The sequence below is a fragment of the Candidatus Seongchinamella marina genome (assembly GCF_026262685.1).
Classification (GTDB): Bacteria; Pseudomonadota; Gammaproteobacteria; order Pseudomonadales; family Halieaceae; genus Halioglobus; species Halioglobus marinus.
Map to the genome: position 1 here is coordinate 109397 of NZ_SHNP01000008.1, position 18200 is coordinate 127596.

Annotated in this window: 16 protein-coding genes; 15 read left to right on the plus strand and 1 reads right to left on the minus strand. The window is 53.1% G+C overall.

Features of this window, described 5'->3' with window-relative positions:
- The gene (locus EYC87_RS18150; RefSeq protein ID WP_279254139.1) at positions 1 to 852 is read left to right on the plus strand and encodes an NAD(P)-dependent oxidoreductase; all 852 of its coding nucleotides are present in this window, start codon (positions 1 to 3) and stop codon (positions 850 to 852) included.
- A gap of 40 nt (positions 853 to 892) precedes the next feature.
- Positions 893 to 2194, plus strand: a complete 1302-nt coding sequence (locus EYC87_RS18155; protein ID WP_279254140.1) for a DUF1329 domain-containing protein — start codon at positions 893 to 895, stop codon at positions 2192 to 2194.
- 36 nt (positions 2195 to 2230) lie between these two features.
- On the opposite strand, the gene EYC87_RS18160 is transcribed toward EYC87_RS18155, so the two are convergent.
- Positions 2231 to 2890, minus strand: coding sequence for a GntR family transcriptional regulator (locus EYC87_RS18160; RefSeq protein ID WP_279254141.1), 660 nt, complete (start codon positions 2888 to 2890; stop codon positions 2231 to 2233).
- A gap of 389 nt (positions 2891 to 3279) precedes the next feature.
- On the opposite strand from EYC87_RS18160, the gene EYC87_RS18165 reads away from it, so the two are divergent.
- The 13 genes from EYC87_RS18165 to EYC87_RS18225 all read left to right on the plus strand — a co-directional run bounded on the left by EYC87_RS18165 (position 3280) and on the right by EYC87_RS18225 (position 17953).
- Positions 3280 to 4740, plus strand: a complete 1461-nt coding sequence (locus EYC87_RS18165) for a 2-hydroxymuconic semialdehyde dehydrogenase (RefSeq protein WP_279254142.1) — start codon at positions 3280 to 3282, stop codon at positions 4738 to 4740.
- A 21-nt stretch (positions 4741 to 4761) separates the two neighbouring features.
- Positions 4762 to 5553: a 2-oxo-3-hexenedioate decarboxylase gene (dmpH, locus tag EYC87_RS18170; RefSeq protein WP_279254143.1), complete on the plus strand. Its 792-nt coding sequence runs from the start codon at positions 4762 to 4764 to the stop codon at positions 5551 to 5553.
- A gap of 36 nt (positions 5554 to 5589) precedes the next feature.
- On the plus strand, positions 5590 to 6624 hold the full coding sequence (locus EYC87_RS18175) for a WD40/YVTN/BNR-like repeat-containing protein (protein WP_279254144.1): 1035 nt from the start codon (positions 5590 to 5592) through the stop codon (positions 6622 to 6624).
- Positions 6621 to 9038: an efflux RND transporter permease subunit gene (locus EYC87_RS18180; RefSeq protein ID WP_279254145.1), complete on the plus strand. Its 2418-nt coding sequence runs from the start codon at positions 6621 to 6623 to the stop codon at positions 9036 to 9038. Before EYC87_RS18175 ends, EYC87_RS18180 begins: the two co-directional genes overlap by 4 nt.
- A gap of 69 nt (positions 9039 to 9107) precedes the next feature.
- Positions 9108 to 11075: a DUF1302 family protein gene (locus tag EYC87_RS18185; RefSeq protein WP_279254146.1), complete on the plus strand. Its 1968-nt coding sequence runs from the start codon at positions 9108 to 9110 to the stop codon at positions 11073 to 11075.
- 27 nt (positions 11076 to 11102) lie between these two features.
- Positions 11103 to 12404, plus strand: coding sequence for a DUF1329 domain-containing protein (locus EYC87_RS18190; protein WP_279254147.1), 1302 nt, complete (start codon positions 11103 to 11105; stop codon positions 12402 to 12404).
- A gap of 79 nt (positions 12405 to 12483) precedes the next feature.
- On the plus strand, positions 12484 to 13077 hold the full coding sequence (locus EYC87_RS18195; RefSeq protein ID WP_279254148.1) for a 2-hydroxychromene-2-carboxylate isomerase: 594 nt from the start codon (positions 12484 to 12486) through the stop codon (positions 13075 to 13077).
- Positions 13078 to 13082: 5 nt separating this feature from the next.
- A complete protein-coding gene (locus EYC87_RS18200) occupies positions 13083 to 13871 on the plus strand; it encodes a glutathione S-transferase family protein (RefSeq protein ID WP_279254149.1) in 789 nt (262 codons plus the stop codon).
- A 3-nt stretch (positions 13872 to 13874) separates the two neighbouring features.
- Positions 13875 to 14492 (plus strand): glutathione S-transferase family protein, encoded by a 618-nt coding sequence (locus EYC87_RS18205; RefSeq protein WP_279254150.1) that lies wholly within the window; start codon positions 13875 to 13877, stop codon positions 14490 to 14492.
- Between the two features lie 72 nt (positions 14493 to 14564).
- Positions 14565 to 15353, plus strand: coding sequence for a fumarylacetoacetate hydrolase family protein (locus tag EYC87_RS18210; RefSeq protein WP_279254167.1), 789 nt, complete (start codon positions 14565 to 14567; stop codon positions 15351 to 15353).
- Positions 15354 to 15428: 75 nt separating this feature from the next.
- The gene (locus tag EYC87_RS18215) at positions 15429 to 16337 is read left to right on the plus strand and encodes an acetaldehyde dehydrogenase (acetylating) (RefSeq protein WP_279254151.1); all 909 of its coding nucleotides are present in this window, start codon (positions 15429 to 15431) and stop codon (positions 16335 to 16337) included.
- Positions 16338 to 16376: 39 nt separating this feature from the next.
- Positions 16377 to 17408: a 4-hydroxy-2-oxovalerate aldolase gene (dmpG, locus tag EYC87_RS18220; protein ID WP_279254152.1), complete on the plus strand. Its 1032-nt coding sequence runs from the start codon at positions 16377 to 16379 to the stop codon at positions 17406 to 17408.
- On the plus strand, positions 17405 to 17953 hold the full coding sequence (locus EYC87_RS18225; RefSeq protein ID WP_279254153.1) for a putative antibiotic biosynthesis monooxygenase: 549 nt from the start codon (positions 17405 to 17407) through the stop codon (positions 17951 to 17953). Before dmpG ends, EYC87_RS18225 begins: the two co-directional genes overlap by 4 nt.
- Positions 17954 to 18200 lie beyond the last annotated feature (247 nt).

Sequence of the window (18200 nt, forward strand, 5' to 3'; positions counted from 1 at the left end):
TTGCACGACTATCAGCCTGGTCGCAGATTGAATATCGGCATACTCCATCCCGGTGAGATGGGCAGTCGTATTGGCGGAGCACTCGTTGAGGCGGGGCATCGGGTGCTGTGGGTTTCCACGGGTCGTAGTAAGGTCAGTGCGAACAGGGCGCGTGCGGATGGACTTGAGAGCTGTAATACGCTTGCGAAGTTGGTTGCGCTTGCGGAGGTTGTTCTCGCCGTCTGCCCGCCCCACGGCGCGCTCAAGCTGTCGCAACAGGTAATGGCCGAGGGCTTTGGCGGTATTTATGTGGATGCAAATGCAGTGGCCCCGGATACGATTAGACGGATTGCCTCTGTCGTGACCGCAGGCGCAGATCTCGTGGACGGCGGTATCATCGGCCCACCTCCCAGAGTGCCGGGTAGCACCCGCCTGTATCTCTCGGGTGCTCGTGCCCCGGAAATTGCAACTCTGTTTGATGACAGTTTGCTTGAGGCTCACACCATCGATGGGGTTCCAGGTCGCGCTTCGGCGCTGAAAATGTGTTATGCCGCTTGGACCAAAGGCAGTGCAGCGCTGTTGCTGGCCGTCGCTGGATTGGCACGGGCCGAAGGAGTGGAGAATGTGCTATGGCAGGAGTGGGATAAATCTCAGCCACAACTTCCCGCGCAATTAGAAGCTGCCGTCCAGTCCAGTGTGTCCAAGGCTTGGCGTTTCGGTAGTGAGATGCTTGAGATTGCCCGCACTTTTGAGGGCAGCGGCCTGCCAGATGGTTTCCATCAGGCTGCGGCCGATGTCTATGGGCGGCTGTCGGACTTCAAAGATGGTTCCGCGCCTGAAACAGATGATGTGCTGAACGCACTCTGTAAATAACCGTGTAACACGGCCAGAACTCAGTAAAATGGATTCTTCAATGCGCAGCCTGCTGACAGCCACTCTCGCCCTGCTGGGCTTGATATTAACCCCGTATATCAACGCGGAAGATTTGTCCGCAGTCACTGGGGAGTTCGCTCCCGTATTAGAGAATGCTGACAACCCACTGCTGGCAGCCGGTGCGACGATAAGCCACGAAAACGTAGATCAGTACGCCAGCTGGCTGGACGAAGCCGTGGTCGAAAGCGTGCGCGCGAAGCGATTCCAAATCACCCTCGGGCCCAAGCTGCATTTCCCCACGCACCCGCGCTACTTCAAAGCCACGGAAGACAATCTCGGTGCTACCAAGATTGGCCGGGAACCGGGTGACCTGTCCGACTACATTGGCGGCCGGCCGTTTACCGGTCTGGATACGGAGGATCCGCAGGCGGGCATCAAGGCAGCCTGGAACATGCGCTATGTCTATGCGCCCGACGAGACCGAGACCGCGCGTTTTATATGGCGCTACCGCGATATGAAGAAAGGCAAGCTCGAGCGCACGCTCACCATGTACGGGGCGATTTTGAGGTATACCCACCGCCATTCCCACGATCCAGTGCCTTCACTGGAGACTAATCCCTCGAATCTCTTCTCGGCGCTCTATCTGCGTGTAAGCAGCCCCCAGGATATCCGTAACACTCAGCTGTTGATCCACCGGGCAGAGGAAGACACCGAGCCCGAGCAGGCCTGGATGTACCTGAATACCCAGCGCCGCGTAAAGCGTATTGGGACGGGGCAAAAGACCGATGCCTTCCTGGGCAGCGATATCATGATCGAGGATTTTCTCGGCTACAACGGGCGGATCGTGGATATGGAATGGACCTACCTGGGGAGTGAAGAATTGTTGCTGCCCATGTACGCGCACAACCAGCTCGACCTGGCACAGCAGGAGCCTGACAAAGACGGCTACCGTGACATCGCATTCGCCGGCAAAGGTAGTTGCTTTCCGAATGTCACCTGGCAACTGCGCAAGGTGCACCGATTGGAAGCAGTTCCCAAAGATCCAAGTCACCCGCTGTCACGACGCCACTATGTCATCGATGCCGCCACTTTTTCTCCTATGCTGACGCGCATTTACGATAGGACCGGCGAGTTGTGGAAGCTGGGGATATCCTCTGTGAGTCACTCGGGTTTCCACTCCCCGGAAAATGAGCTCTGGCAGGGCGTGATCACCGATGGCGTGAGTATGATTGATCTACAGGCGGAGCACTGCACTACGCTCACCTTGAAATCGAGATTAGCGGAAAAGCCACTGCGACCTAAATCTTTCACCACAAGTTACCTGCGACAGATGGGACGCTGAGGTGGAATTTCCTGTCTGATATCGTGCGGCGGCGCTTCAGCTGTTCCTATTTTCCTCTAGCAAGCGACTGGTGATTTCGGCAGTGGTCCGGATATGCTCTTCATTGGCTTCGCAGATGGTTTTTGTATCCTTGGCCAGGGCAGCGTCGCAGATAGCGATATGTTCATCGTGCACGTTGCGTCGAGCACTGCCATCGATGCGCGCCAGATTGCGATAGCGCTTGTGCTGGTCATAGAGGATCTCGTGGAACCGCATCAACCAGGGCGAATGGCAACACGATACCAAAGCCAGGTGAAACTCCCGATTGCGGACCTCCCACTCTTGGATATCGGGTTCAGCTAGGGTTTCTGACTTGGTGAGGTGGTGAAACGCGGCGACAACCCGTGACTCCCAGTCATCATCGCTGTTCTGGATACTTTGAGTAAGTGCCATGCCTTCCAGAACCACACGTAGGTCTGTGATCTCCGCGAGCTCGTTCAGCGACATATCAGCCACCCGGAAGCCACGCTGGCCCTGTACGTTGACAAAGCCATCGGCGCTGAGTTGGTAAAGAGCCTCCCTGAGCGGCGTAGCGCCCACCTCATAGGTGCGCTTGAGTAATTCGATGCCCAACTTTTCGCCCGCTTTGAACTTACCGTGGACGATATCCTCCCTCAACAGCAGGTAGGCCTGGTCCGTTAGTGTTTTTTGTTCCATTACTCGCTACTCGTTGGTCGTGTTGATGCGGGTCCAAGGATACAAGTTGGTAGCTATCCCGGATATAGAAGATAGCGTTCATTGTAGAGACTTTCTTGAAAATTCTTATATCTAATGGGCTTAAATACTATATATATAAATCAAATAAATATCGATAAAGTATTGTTAAAACCCAAAGTATCGACTATCGTTATAATATATAAATATCGATAATGGTAAAATATATATAAATATCCCAAATTCAGGAAAGCATAACGCCTAAAAAAAGGCATAACACCTGCTTGGTGTTGTTACTACGGGGGAAGACTGAAATCGATGCATCAGCAGGCCTCCCAAGACGTAATGACCTATTTGTACCCCTCGCTTAACAAACAACAGAAGAGCTAGCAATGAACGAAGTAAAAAACTTTATTAATGGTGAATATTGCGCCTCATCCGGTGGTAAGACCTTCGACAATGTTAATCCCTGCACGGGCTCGTTAAATGGCTCCGTTCACGAGGCCACGCGCCAGGATGTAAACGCGGCGGTGTTGGCGGCCCGAGAGGCTCTGAAAGGCCCCTGGGGCAAAATGACCGAAGAAAAGCGCAGCGCCATTTTGCACGCAGTGGCCGACGGTATAGATCGACGTTTTGATGAGTTCCTGGCCGCGGAATGCGCCGATACAGGCAAACCGTACAATATAGCCAGCCACATCGATATCCCGCGCGGTGCTGCAAATTTTCGCGTGTTCGCCGATGCCGTCAAAAATTTTTCCACCGAGGCATTCCAGATGGCGACGCCGGATGGTAACGGTGCTTTCAATATAGCGGTACGCAAACCCAAGGGTGTGATCGCTGTGATCAGCCCATGGAACCTGCCCCTGCTGTTGATGACCTGGAAAGTTGGCCCGGCGCTGGCCTGTGGTAACACAGTGGTCGTCAAGCCCTCTGAAGAAACGCCTACCACCACTTCACTTTTGGGTGAGGTTATGAATGAGGCGGGAGTCCCTCCCGGTGTTTTTAATGTGGTGAATGGCTTCGGTCCGGATTCCGCTGGTGCATTTCTCACTGATCATCCTGGTGTTGATGCGATTACGTTTACCGGCGAGACCCGCACCGGCGAAATCATTACCCGCTCCGCAGCCAAAGGCTTGCGTGATGTTTCTATGGAGTGCGGTGGCAAGAACCCGGCATTGGTTTTCGCCGATTGCGATATGGACAAGGCGATCGAAGGTACGTTGCGTTCGGTCTTTGCCAACTGCGGTCAGGTTTGTCTAGGCACGGAACGGGTCTATGTAGAACGTACGATTTTCGATGAGTTTGTGGCTCGTCTCGCTGGGGAAGCGGCCAAGTTCAAACTGGGTGTGCCTGATGACAAGACTGTGGACATGGGCCCGGTAGTCTCCCACGAACACCAGAAGAAAGTGCTGTCCTACTATCAGTTGGCGGTCGAAGAGGGCGCCGAAGTGGTACTGGGTGGTGGTGTGCCCGATATGCCCGCTGAGCTCGCGGGTGGCGCATGGGTACAACCAACTATCTGGACAGGTCTGGCGGACGATGCGCGGGTGGTGAACGAGGAGATCTTCGGCCCTTGCTGTCACATTCGACCCTTCGATACCGAGGAGGAGGCCATCGCCCTAGCAAACGACACAGCCTACGGCCTAGCGGCGGCAATCTGGACAGAAAACACTTCCCGCGCGCTGCGTGTTTCCACACAGATCGAATGTGGAATCGCCTGGGTTAATAGCTGGTTTTTGCGCGACTTGCGCACTGCCTTTGGCGGCTCAAAGGAATCAGGTATGGGTCGAGAGGGGGGAGAGCACTCCCTGGAGTTTTACACCGAATTGCAGAACGTCTGCATCAAGATTTGAATCAAAGGAAACGGATACGTTATGAGTACATTGAGTCCCGAAGTCATTTCCCAACTGGCAGAGCACCTTGAGAATGCCGAGTTGCAGGTCCACGACGTCAGCAAAATTACCGACGATTACCCCGATATGGATTTCGAAGATGCCTATGACATCCAATGGGAAATCCGTCGTCGCAAAGAAGCGCGTGGCACCAAAATTGTCGGCATGAAAATGGGGCTGACCTCCTGGGCGAAGATGGCGCAGATGGGTGTTGAAGTCCCCTGCTACGGTTTTCTGGCGGACTACTTCAGCTGCGCCGATGGCGCCGTGATTAAGACCTCTGAATTGATTCACCCCAAGGTGGAAGCCGAGATTGCCTTTGTGACCAAGGCTCCCCTCAAGGGTCCAGGAGTGCATGTGGCAGACGTTATAGCGGCTACTGACTTTGTGCTCCCCGCAGTGGAGATTATCGATTCGCGGTACCGAGATTTTAAATTCGATCTCAAGAGCGTGGTTGCGGATAACTGCTCATCCACCCGCTTTGTCACTGGCGGTCGCAGTCTTCCTGTGGGTCACATGGATCTGCGTACCACGGGTGTCGTGATGGAAAAAAATGGCGAGATCGTGGAGTTGAGCACGGGTGCTGCGGTACTCGGTGACCCGGCGGCAAGCGTGGCTATGCTGGCCAATATGCTCGGTGAGCGCGGTGAGGAAATTCCCGCAGGCACTTTCATCATGACCGGTGGCGTCACGGCTGCAGTGGCGGTAGAGGCCGGTGACAATATTACTGTTCGTTACCACGAGATGGGTTCTCTCAGTATGAGGTTTGTCTAGCCGACGGCTTTCGCCGTCGAACAAGCTGGAATGGATATGAAGAAAAATATGCAAAGTCTGCTGGGTAAAAAATCGGAACTGCCAGCTAAGTGCTGGCAGCGCCGCATCGGGTTGGCGCTGTTATTCATAGCGCTTAGCGCTTGTGAGGCGCCGCTGGATCTTAGTGGCGCTGAAGCTGAAGGCGCAAAGGACCTGCGACGCTACGATATGTTGCAGGCGGCTGCACACAGCGGAGATGAGGTGATGGTGGTCAGCTCTGTGGGTGCAATCGTTGTATCCGGAGACAGTGGCGAGAACTGGCAGCGTTTCGAATTGCCCGGGCGTCCGCCGCTGATCGATATTACTGCCTGTCCTTCCGGCGAGTTCTTCGCTCTGGATACGGAACGGCGGGTATGGCGCCGGGACAGCGATGCGGGGCAGTGGACATCCTCTGTTCTGGATACTCCCGAGAGCACACTTTCTATTCACTGCGCCCCCAACGGTCGCCTTTGGGTCTCTGCCAGCTTCGGCACGCTCTACTGGTCTGCTGGAGATATGCAGCAATGGACCGAGTTCAGCCTGTACGAAGACCTGCAGTTTACGGCCGTGCGCTTTGTCGATGAGAACAAGGGATTCGCGCTGGGCGAGTTTGGCACTGTTCTGACCTCCACCGATGGTGGCGACAGCTGGGAGGCTCTGGAGCCTATCCCCAATGAGTTCTATCCGATGGGCGTGGATTTTCTGGACGCTCAGACAGGTTGGGCTGGTGGTCTCGATGGCGTGATCTGGCAGACCACCGATGGTGGCCTGAACTGGGAGCGACAGCAGTCAGTGACGTCCGCTCCGATCTACAACGTGCACGCAAGTGAGCACGGTGTGTTTGCCGTAGGCGGGAGCGCCAAGCTGGTCGAGCGGGTCGGTGGCAAGTGGCAGGCGTTTGAAGGCGCTACGGAAGTTTTGGCTTTCATGCGCGGTGTGGACACATTGGATAACGGCTCTTTGCTGGTAGCAGGGGGCGGTGGAACCCTGGTAGTTATTCCACTGGCTGAACGCAGCAAAAGTAATGAAGGTAACAAAGGTAGCAACAAGTGAAAGAAGACAGCGTAATCAGTCGGTTCTTCGGGATGATAGAAGTTTTCGTCTTTTACCACCCGAAAACCTTTCTCTCGGTGATATTGTTAGCGACCCTGTTTTTCGCCAGCCGCATCCCCTACCTGGAGATGTACTCCAACTTTTCCGATCTGTTACCACAAGAACATCCTTACATTCAGCTTCATAACGAGGTGAAAGATACCTTCGGCGGCGCAAACAACGTTGTGATGGCGATATCCGTTGAAGAGGGTGATATTTTTAATGTCGATACGCTTGCGCGTATTCATCGGCTAACTCTAGGTGTGGATTCCCTGCCGGGGGTGAACCACAACCTCGTTCGAAGTCTTACCCACCGCACGGTGCGTAAAACCTGGCTGACGGAAATGGGCAATATGAATTCCGAGGCCTACTACGATCCGCTTTATCCCGACATGAGCGAAGAGCAACTGGAACAGTTGCGCCTGGATGTCATGGCCAATCCCAATGTCTATGGCTTGTTGGTAGCACCCGATCTGAAATCCGCTCTGATCCGAGGCACATTCAACGAGGGCCAGTTGGATTACGTGGAGATCTTTCGTCAGTTGGGTGAACTGACAGAAAGCGTGGAGCAGTTGCGAGAGAGTGAGGTGGTGCAGGGCATACACATTTACGCCACCGGACAGCCGGTGTTGATGGGGTGGGTATACAGTTACCTGGGCCAGATCATGCAGATATTCTTGCTTACACTGGGGATTTTACTGGCTCTGTTGGTGGCGTACTTCCGCACTCGCGGCTACGGCATATTACTCCCTTTGATTGGAGTGTTGATCTCAGCAACCTGGGGTTTAGGAATTGTCTCCCTACTGGGCTACAACCTGGATCCGCTGACTCTGGTGATTCCTTTCCTGATTACGGCCAGGGCCATGTCTCACGGTATCCAGTTAGTGGAGCGCTACTATCTTGAGGCTCAGACCGCAAAGGATAACCATGATGCGGCTCGCCGCACCTTCGAAACACTTTTTCGTCCGGGAACTCTGGGTATTGTTTCCGATGCTGTGGGTCTATTGATTATCTCCCTCGGCTCTTCACCGATCAATGTGAAATTGGGTATCTACGCTTCAATATGGGCAGGTACCGTTGTCATTACAGTTCTGATAGCGGTACCCCTGGTACTGTCGTTGTTGCCACTGAGTAAAGTGCAAGGCGATGATGCTGACGCGCAGGTAGGAGTGTTTGCAGCACTGGCTCGCTTTGTCAGCAGCAAGGGCGGTTCTTTAACTATCCTGTTGCTTGCACTCGCCGTCTATGTGGGCGGCGGTATGCTGAGCTCCAAGGTGCAGATTGGTGAGTCTGAGCCCGGTTCTCCCATTCTCTACCCCGATCATGACTACAACGTGTCCTCCAAAAATATCAACGATAACTTTCCGGGCTCCGAGGAAATGTACCTGGTTGCTCAGACAGATGAACCCGGTGGAATGAAGCGCCCCGAAGTGTTGCGCGCTCTGCAAGATTTGCAGATACATATGCTGCAGGATCCGGCTATGGGTGGCAGCAAGGGTATGCCTGACCTGGTTAAACAGGTAAACCGAATCCTTCACAACGACGATCCCCGATGGGCGGTGATTCCAGACGAAGGCGCCTATGTGGGTGGTCTTATGTTTGCCTTCATGGCGTCCAGCCCCATTCCTGGCGCACTCAAAGAGTTTGTTGATACAGACGATCAAACAGCCAACCTGGTGTTCTTCTACAAGGATCACAAAGGCGAGACTCTGCGCCGTGCCATTCATATGGCCAAGGAATGGATCGACGATCCAAAGAACAAAGTTGAGGGACTGGAAGTCCGTTTGGCGGGTGGTCCCATCGGTGTAACTGCGGCGATAAATGAAGCGGCCTTCGAAAGCAATATGGTGATCATCCCGGCAGCGATGGCACTCATTTTTCTATTCGTAACGCTGTTCTACTGGTCTATTCACGCGGGCTGGTTGATGTTCCTCGTAATGACTTTTTGCACCGTGGCAACCTATGCCTATATGGGCATTGTTGGCATTGGAATTAATGTGAACACAGTACCGATTATCGCAGTGGGAATCGGGGTGGGTATCGACTACTCGATCTACATGATGGATCGGGTCAGGGAAGAGACTGCCAGAGCCAACGGCGACCTCGGCGCAGGAATACGACACTCCATTGCAACTACAGGAAAGGCGATTGCCTTCACCGCTACCGCATTGATCGGTGGCATTGTGATGTGGGCCTTTGTGTCAGAGCTGCGTTTTCAGGCTGAGGCAGCACTATTGTTAGTGGTGATGTTGATACTTAATGCTTGGGCGGCGGCCAATCTGGTGCCGGCCTGGATAGTGAGATTCAGGCCGGCATTTATTGTCGGTACACAAGTGCAGGACGACGAAATTCATATCGAGCCGGTTGCGGCTTGATTGACGTGGTGCGGTCGACCTGAGGCCTAGGCTGACCGATTTAAATTTTAAACCCCTGGAGGGAATCCAATGAGAATAACAAGCAAGATTCTAAGCGCGGTGGGTACCGCCGCAGCTCTAGCTAGTCTGGGGGCGACGACATCGTTGGCCCAGGACGAAAAGTGGGACATCGCCGGTTTCGTCGAGAACGCGACGTTTTATCGCGACGGGTCCGGAATTTCCAAGTCGCGTAACACGGGGCAATATGAGTTCAGTAAAGACTTCGGTGAGAAGTTTGGCCTCAACAACTTTCGTGTGAGCGGTACCTTGCGTGCCACCTATGACGCGGTGTATGACATCAACGATGATGAGTACGGCGACTCGGCCGGCGGACCTCGATCCTTTCAAAACGCAGGCAGCACCACAGCCCAGGCTCTTTTTGGTGGTAATGGTGACTCTCCGTGGGGTACGTCAATACTGGGCAACGGCGGTGCAGCTGCCGGCAATCCGATCCCACCGGGTTTTTTGTTTGATACGAGTGGCAACCCCAACGAAGGCCTGCGAGTTTTGGGTGAGGACATGCACAGTCCGAATGGCGGCGTAACACTGGGCGTTCCTGTTCGTCCCTGTGACGAAGACAGTCGCGGTTGTGGTCTCGACGACTACATGGACTTCGATACCGACGATCTGCGCTTCCCGGAGTTTAATGATCAGCTGGATTTTATTCGTGAGTTGTACATTGAAGGCAGTATTCCCACTGGCGAGATGTCCGAGTGGTTTTTTCGCGTGGGCAAGCAGCAGGTTGTTTGGGGGCGCACGGACTTGTTCCGTGTGTTGGATATCATCAACCCGGTAGACTTCTCCCGACAGAATATTTACGACGAGCTGGAGGATATCCGTATGCCTCAGTGGATTGCCAGCGCCGAGTATCGCTGGGGTGCTACCAGCCTGTTTGAGGATCTCAACCTGCAGCTGGTGTGGAACTTCGATGAGTTCCGCCCGAACGCCTTGGGCCAGGGTGGTACGCCTTACTCGATTCTCGATGCGGGCTCCTTCTTTCGCGGTATGAATAACTGCTGGGAAAACGGTTGTACGGTATCCAACTTTGTACCGGCCGGAGCGATTGGTTTAGATGATCCCGGTTTGATCGCAGCGGATTTTGCTCCCGGCGTGATTGGTATTCGCCAGGTGAACCTGCCTGACGGTCATGACCAGGGTGGTATTAAACTGGAAGGTGTTTACGACGGTGTAGGCTTCTCCCTGAACTACTATCATTTCTACCAACAGTTGCCAGTATTGCGCGGTGATATCCCCTCCACGAACGCCTTCACCGGCGAGGTTGCAGACTGGAGTCATCTGATTGCTTTTGATATCGACTTCCCGGAAGTCGACCTGATTGGTGGCTCACTGGATTTCTATGTGGACAGTATCAAGTCCGTATTCCGGATCGAGGCGACCTACACGACAGGCGAGGAATTTGCCAACACCCTGGAGGCGGATCTCTACTCGGACTCCGACATGTTCCGCTGGGTATTGGGTATTGATCGCAACACCTTTATTCCCTTCCTGAACAAGAACAGGGCGTTCCTGATTTCCGGTCAGATTTTTGGCGAGCACATGCTGGATCATGAATTGGAGCGCGCTCCGCTGGGTGATGTAGGCATACCAAACTGGGAAGACAATTACACCATGACCTTGCTGATAAAAGGCTGGTACAAGTCCGACACCATCAGCCCACAGATTATCATGGCTTACGACTACGAAGCTGAAGCGGGTACCTTTGCTCCGTCAGTGGACTGGCTGATCAATGACAATTGGCGTCTGATTGTGGGCTTCAATATCAAATTCGGCGATGGCATGGAAGATCAGCAATTTGACGACTGCCGTGCCTGTAACCCATTCCCTCCGTTCACTGCGACACCTGCGCACGCTGACCCGCTCCAGTCCGGTTCCGTCGGCCTGAGCGGAATCCAGCCTCTGGGTCGCTTCCGTGCAGGTCCGCTTGCCAGTGCCAGTGAAGAAGATGAGTTCCAGGTCACTCTACGCTACCGCTTCTAACCGACATGATAATCAGGAGACATGATTATGTTTAAGAAAATAGTTACTACGATTGCACTGGCTGCCGCCCTGGGCTCGACCCATGGTTACGCCGACGTGGTGGATGATTCCTTCTACCCCTACCGCGATAGCGTGCCCAGCCATGAAGGTCTTAACGTTGGTATGACGATCAACGCGTCTAACGTGGACCAGTTCAAGGATATTCTTGACTCGGCCGTTTTCGATCAGTTGAAAAATGGCCTATGGGAAATGAAGGTAGCAGAGACTACCTCTTTTGGTTTGCATGAAAACTATGTTAGCGCCACTCGCAAGAACCTCGGTAAGGTATCTCTGGGGGAGGGGCTAGGCCAGATCAATAATTTTATGGCTGGGAGACCTTTTCCCGAAGAGCCCAGCACGGACGATCCACGTGCAGGCGAAAAACTAGCCTGGAACTATAAGTATGGTTACAACTGGGGCGATAGTGCGGCGATTTCTCCCTTCTACTGGAAGTATCGCGATCTGGATTCTGGAAAGGTGGAACGTACGCTGAAGTTCAGTTTCCACTTCCTCAACTACAAGCATCGTGTGCAACACGAACCCATACCAGAGTTTCCTGAGAACCCCTCGGATCTTTTCCGAGCGATCTATGTTCAGGTGCTGGAACCTTTTGATGTTAAGAATACTCAGCTGCTGATTCACCGTGCAGAAAACGATCTGGTTCGCGATAACACCTGGTTGTATCTGGGTTTTCAGCGACGGGTACGTCGCCTCGCTACGGGTCAGATTACCGACTCTTTTCTGGGCGCGGACATCATGATCGAGGACTTTGAGGGTTATAACAGCCGTATTTCCGATATGAACTGGAGTTACAAGGGTACGCAGAATCTTTTGTTGCCCTTCTACAATCACAATGACCAGGTTCTGGCGACAGACCTGAAAGAAAGTGATGGCTATCAGTTTGTTGACTTTGGCGGTCAGGGCGGCTGTTTCCCCAATATCTCCTGGCAGCTGCGCAAGGTCTATGTGCTAGAAGCTGATCCGATTGATGATAACCACCCGATCAGCAAGCGCACGCACTATGTGGATGCACAGACGTTCACACTGCCACGGACCCTGATCTACGATCGCAAGGGCGACCTGTGGAAGTCGTGGATAATTGGGCAAGCGCACCCCGATCATCACATGGCAAAGAACAAGGGCACCGGTGTTTCCATCGACGATGCTTTCTCGATGCTGGACGTTCAGGCAGGGCACTGCACAACCGGTCAGTTTAAAGGTCAGGTAGATCCCGAGATGAATCAGGTGAAACTGTTTACTGTGCAAAATATGCGTGCGAAGGGACGCTAGTTCACTCCAGTTGGGTTGGCTAGCTCCTGGCTTCGGCAATACGCTGAGCTAGGAGCTGGCACTTTTTAGGTTACAAAATATGACTGATTCTGTTGATGTAAAACTCTTTTTTAACTTTCGCAGCCCCTACTGTTATATCGCATCCAAGACACTCTTTCAGATCTACGATGAGTATGATGTCGGGTTGGTTTGGCGTCCTCTCGGGGGGTGGTCCGGTCGTTCTCCCCCCGATCGCGCCAAGATCAAGATTCCTCTTACTCGTCAGGATATACGGCGCATAACCGCTAAAATGGGCATCCCCATGAATCCGCCCCCCATCACCACTGATCCCACAATAGCCGGGGCTGCATCACTTTTGGCCCAGGAGAAGGGTTTGCTGCGTGAATGGATTGTCGAGGTCATGCGTGCGGAATGGGCCAATGGCCTGGACATAGGCGATGAGCAGGTACTGTGCGATGTTGGCGAGTCAATTGGTCTGGAAAAAGAGGCTCTGCAGGCAGCGTTTACTAATCCCGAATATCTGCAACAAATGGATGATAACTGGGCGGAGGCTCAGGCACTGGGTCTGATCGGTGTGCCCAGTTTTCAAATTGATGAGGAGCAGTTTTGGGGAGCGGACCGTATCGAATACGTGCTGGATCACTTGCAGAACCTGCGCCTGCGTAAGGTATAGAAACTATGTTGGAATTGTATACTCACCCCATGTCACCCTGCGCGCAGAAAGTGCGTATTGTACTGGCAGAGAAGGGTCTGGACTGGACCGCTCATCACGTCAGCCTGCCGGACAAGGAAAACCTGCGTCCTGAGTATCTGAAGCTCAATCCTTTGGGTGTTGTACCTACACTGGTTCACGATGGTCGGGCGGTGATCGAATCCAGCATCATTTGCGAATACCTTGACGATGCCTTCCCTCAGCCGACTTTGAAGTGTGAAGATCACTACCAGCGTTCCAAAATGCGTTACTGGATGAAGCACGTGGATGTAAAACTGCACCCATCCTGCGGCACGATACAGTGGCCGATGGTGATGCGTGATGGTCTGATGGAAAAGTCCGAAGAAGAGCGTCAGGCACTACTTGATAGAATTCCTGAGAAACCGCGGCGGGAGCGCCAGAAACGACTGGTGAAGCTGGGGCTGGATGCACCGGATGTCGCCGATGCAGTGCGTATGTACCGCAAGACAATTCTGGATATGGAACAGGCGCTGGCCGATGGCGAGTGGGTGGTCGGTGACAGCTTCAGCCTGGCTGACGTGTGTATCGCGCCTTATTTCCAGACCTTGATTCAGTTCGGTTGGACCGCACTCTATGACCAGGATTGTCCCCGGGTGAAGGACTGGTTTGAGCGTTGCCAGCAGCGCGCTTCCTACCAAAGTGCAGTGGCCGAGGATTTCCCCCCAGAGCTGATGGCCGAATTACAGGAGAAGGGTGCGGCGGTGTGGCACAAAATCGCCGCGCACCTGAACTAGGCCGTGTTGACCCTCTACCAACGTACCGACTGCCCCTTTTGCTGGAAAGTGCGCTTGGCATTGCAGGAGCTGTCTGTAGCGCATGATCTCATCGAAACACAATTTGGTGAGAAGCATCCGGAGGTCGTGCGTCACAGTCCCACAGGTAGCGTGCCGGTGCTGGTGGATGGCAACGTCGTAATCTGGGAGTCGTCGGTCATGCTGGACTACCTGGATGCACAATTCGCGCCGGGACGATTGATACCTTCAGAGGCAGGTCAACAGGCGAGCGTGAGAACACTGCACGCCTATTCAGACAAATGCGTCGGGCCGGCTCTACGTGACCTGGTATTTGAAAAGCGCTCCAAACTGGAATCCGAGTGGGATCTGGATGTGATTCAGGAAAGCGAACTCAAATGGCAATCCTGTCAGGCTTATCTGGAAGAGCAGCTGAGCCCGGGAGGGTTCTTTGGTTCAGCGTTTGGCGCGGCGGATTGCGCGTTAGCTGCCCGCTGTGGCGTGGCGGAAGTCTATGGAGCTGGTGTGAGCGATAAGTATCCCAAATTGCTGATTTGGTTTGAGCAAATTAAATCGCTCGCATCATGGAACGCGGCCTATCCCGAGAGTTTCATATCGAGGTGACAAGCTACGATTCGAATTTTTTTAAATTAGGCGTGTCATGCGCCGTTATTTTATGAGGTAAAACCCCTGATGATGAACCAAGAAAAAATCAATAGCCTGGGCGATGAGTTATACGAAGCCCTGCGCACTGCAAACAGTGTATCCCCTCTGACTGACCGCGAAAGCGATATTCAGATCGAGGACGCCTACCTTGTTAGTCAACGTATGCTCAGTCGTCGTCTCGAACTTGACGGCGAGAAAGTTGTCGGCAAAAAAATTGGCGTCACCAGTAAGCCGGTACAGGACATGCTCAAAGTCTTCCAACCGGATTTCGGTTTTCTCACCGATGCAATGGAGCGCCCAGACGCTGCGCAAATTCCCATCGCCGGAAACCTCATCGCGCCCAAGGCAGAAGGTGAGATTGCCTTTCGTCTGAACAAAGATCTGGTTGGCCCGGGTGTGACCGAGCAGGATGTACTGGACGCAACCGAGACTATCATCCCCTGTTTTGAAATTGTGGACTCGCGCATTGACGACTGGAAGATAAAGATCGAGGACACGGTTGCGGATAACGCCTCCTGTGGTGTCTATGTGTTGGGCAAAAATGAGGTCGACCCGAGGGACCACGATCTTCCCAATCTGAAAATGAAAGTGTACAAAAATGGCGAACTTCACTCCGAGGGACTCGGTAGCGCAGTGCAGGGTAATCCATTGACAGCAGTCGCGTGGCTGGCCAATACCTTGGGTGAATTCGGTATTCCGTTTCTCGCAGGCGAGGTCATTCTGTCTGGTTCTCTGGTGCCCCTGATTCCGGTGGTTCCCGGCGATGAAATGTCCCTGGAAGTTGAGGGTATCGGTAGCTGTAGTTGCAAATTTGTCTAACTTGAATGACTAGATTGGCGGCCTTACCGCCAGTGTTGAAACAGAACAATCAAAACTATTGATGGACGAGATCTTATGAGTAAAAAAATTAAAGCGGCCATTATCGGCCCGGGAAACATTGGTACCGATTTGCTGATGAAGGCGATGCGCAGTGAAGTGATCGAACCGGTGTGGATGGTAGGAGTGGTGGCGGATTCTCCCGGTCTGGCACGCGCGCAAGAACTGGGCTTAAAGACGACCGCCGATGGCGTGGACGGGATGCTGGCGACCATGAAGGAAGACGGTGTGCAGATATGCTTCGATGCAACTTCAGCTTATGTTCATGCGGAAAACAGCCGTAAGGTGAATGAGCAAGGCGCGGTCATGATCGACCTGACCCCCGCGGCAATTGGCCCTTTTTGTGTGCCGCCCGTCAATCTGGCCGATGCAGTGTCCGAAAAGGCAATGAATGTGAATATGGTCACCTGCGGTGGTCAGGCAACGATCCCCTTGGTCGCTGCCGTGAGTCAAGTGCAGAATGTTGTCTACGGTGAAATTGTGGCGACGGTGAGTTCTAGAAGTGCCGGGCCCGGGACTCGCAAGAATATTGACGAGTTTACCCGTACCACTTCTCGTGGCATTGAAGTGGTGGGTGGTGCAGACAGTGGCAAGGCGATCATTATCATCAATCCGGCAGAACCGCCGCTAATGATGCGCGATACGGTTCACTGTTTGACCTCGGAGAAACCCGATGAGGAGGCTATCACGCAATCGGTTCATGACATGATTGACGAGGTGCAAAAGTATGTGCCTGGCTATACCTTAAAGAACGGCCCCGTGTTTGACGGTAATCGAGTGTCCATCTACATGGAGGTGGAAGGATTGGGCGACTTTCTGCCCAAGTATGCAGGTAATCTGGACATCATGACGGCGGCCGGATTACGTACCGCGGAGATGTATGCGCAAGAAATCCTAGCTGGAAATTTTACCCCTGTTGCTGCTTAAGCTTATCGGCCACAACGCCACTACAAGAGAGTTGGAATTATGGATTTGAAAGGAAAAAAAATTATCGTGCACGATATGTGTCTGCGAGACGGTATGCACCCCAAACAACACCAGATTACGGTAGACGAAATGGTCACAGTGTCCAAAGCCATGGATGATGCAGGGGTACCGATGATCGAAGTCACCCACGGTGATGGTTTGGGCGGGGCATCTGTGAACTACGGTTTCCCGGCCGCTTCCGACGAGGAATATCTCACGGCAGTTTGCAGGGAAATGAAAAACACCAAGGTATCTGCGTTGTTATTGCCCGGTATCGGTACGGTGGATCACCTGGCAATGGCGGTGGATTGTGGTATTTCCTCCATTCGTGTGGCCACACACTGTTCCGAGGCAGATGTTTCCGAACAGCATATAACGGCGGCGACGAAGATTGATGGCTTGGACACGGTAGGCTTTCTGATGATGGCCCACATGATCGAACCAGAAGAATTGTTAGTACAGCTGAAACTTATGGAAGAGTACGGTGCTAACTGCGTTTACATCACCGACTCTGCCGGATATATGCTGCCCGATGACGTCACCGCTCGAGTAGCATTGGCACGCGCCGAGTTAAAGCCCGAAACTGAATTAGGTTTTCACGGCCACCACAATATGGCTATGGGGGTAGCGAATTCCATTGCGGCCGTAGCAGCGGGTGCCAATCGCATCGATGGTTCGATGGCTGGATTGGGCGCGGGTGCCGGTAATACACCGCTGGAGATTTTTGTAACCGTGTGCGATCGCATGGGTATTGAGACGGGCATCGACGTGTTCAAGGCTATGGATATTGCCGAGGATTTAATAACGCCGATGATGGATCATCAGGTACGTGTGGACAGGGACGCATTGACCCTGGGTTATGCGGGGGTCTATTCCTCATTCTTGTTGTTCGCTAAACGTTCGGCGGAGAAGTACAAGCTCTCGAGCCGGGATATTCTAATGGAGTTGGGCAAGCGTCGTACGGTCGGCGGTCAGGAAGATATGATCGAAGATCTGGCGCTGGACATGGCGAAAAAACAGCAAAAGCAATGAGCGCGAGCGTCGACTCCGGGCCGGTTACTATTTCTATAGAACGCCGCGTCGTAAAAGGCCGGGAGTCCGAGTTCGAAGCCTGGGTCAGTGGCATAACCGTTGAAGCGCTCAAGTTCCAGGGTCACATGGGCGTCAACGTAATTCGCCCGGGTTCAGGCTCGAGTAATTACGTCACCATATTTCGCTTCGATGACTACGAGCATTCGAAAACCTGGGAGGGTTCCGACGTACGCCGTGAGTGGTTAGATAAACTGGGCGATATTATTGAGGGCGACGCTAAGATCATGAAGGGAACCGGGTTGGAGTTCTGGTTTGACCTACCCGAACTTCCTGTTGTTCGACCCTCACCGCATAAAATGGCTTTGGTATTGTTTTTTACGGTTTACGCTATGCTGCTTGTGATCAACACATTGCTGGCTCCCTTTGTTCAGAATTGGACAATGGAGCTGCGCCTACTCGCCGGTGTAATGTTACAGGTGCCTTTAATGACTTACCTTGTGATGCCGCAGGTAACGCGCCTATTGCAGAATTGGTTGTTTAAATGAATTTACAGGTCTGTTGTTCACTTCATTCTGTGGTGTTCTTTAACGCTGGCGAGGAGCGAGACACGAGAACTCGTAAAATGGTTTTTGCCCCTAATTAGAAAGGGACTGGCATAAAAGCAAATCTACAGAAATATGTCGGGGTAGATGATAACCTTGTTCGCAGTGACATCGAACGGCCTCTTTGCAAAACAGATGAAGTACTCATTGAAATAATGGCGGTAAGGGTACACCCGGAAACCATGGCCGT

Bases quoted from the DNA above. Each gene is read 5' to 3' on its own strand.
- EYC87_RS18155 (WP_279254140.1), top strand. From the start codon at position 893: ATGCGCAGCCTGCTGACAGCCACTCTCGCCCTGCTGGGCTTGATATTA.
- EYC87_RS18160 (WP_279254141.1), bottom strand. From the start codon at position 2,890: ATGGAACAAAAAACACTAACGGACCAGGCCTACCTGCTGTTGAGGGAG.
- EYC87_RS18165 (WP_279254142.1), top strand. From the start codon at position 3,280: ATGAACGAAGTAAAAAACTTTATTAATGGTGAATATTGCGCCTCATCC.
- dmpH (WP_279254143.1), top strand. From the start codon at position 4,762: ATGAGTACATTGAGTCCCGAAGTCATTTCCCAACTGGCAGAGCACCTT.
- EYC87_RS18175 (WP_279254144.1), top strand. From the start codon at position 5,590: ATGAAGAAAAATATGCAAAGTCTGCTGGGTAAAAAATCGGAACTGCCA.
- EYC87_RS18185 (WP_279254146.1), top strand. From the start codon at position 9,108: ATGAGAATAACAAGCAAGATTCTAAGCGCGGTGGGTACCGCCGCAGCT.
- EYC87_RS18190 (WP_279254147.1), top strand. From the start codon at position 11,103: ATGTTTAAGAAAATAGTTACTACGATTGCACTGGCTGCCGCCCTGGGC.
- EYC87_RS18195 (WP_279254148.1), top strand. From the start codon at position 12,484: ATGACTGATTCTGTTGATGTAAAACTCTTTTTTAACTTTCGCAGCCCC.
- EYC87_RS18200 (WP_279254149.1), top strand. From the start codon at position 13,083: ATGTTGGAATTGTATACTCACCCCATGTCACCCTGCGCGCAGAAAGTG.
- EYC87_RS18210 (WP_279254167.1), top strand. From the start codon at position 14,565: ATGAACCAAGAAAAAATCAATAGCCTGGGCGATGAGTTATACGAAGCC.
- EYC87_RS18215 (WP_279254151.1), top strand. From the start codon at position 15,429: ATGAGTAAAAAAATTAAAGCGGCCATTATCGGCCCGGGAAACATTGGT.
- dmpG (WP_279254152.1), top strand. From the start codon at position 16,377: ATGGATTTGAAAGGAAAAAAAATTATCGTGCACGATATGTGTCTGCGA.
- EYC87_RS18225 (WP_279254153.1), top strand. From the start codon at position 17,405: ATGAGCGCGAGCGTCGACTCCGGGCCGGTTACTATTTCTATAGAACGC.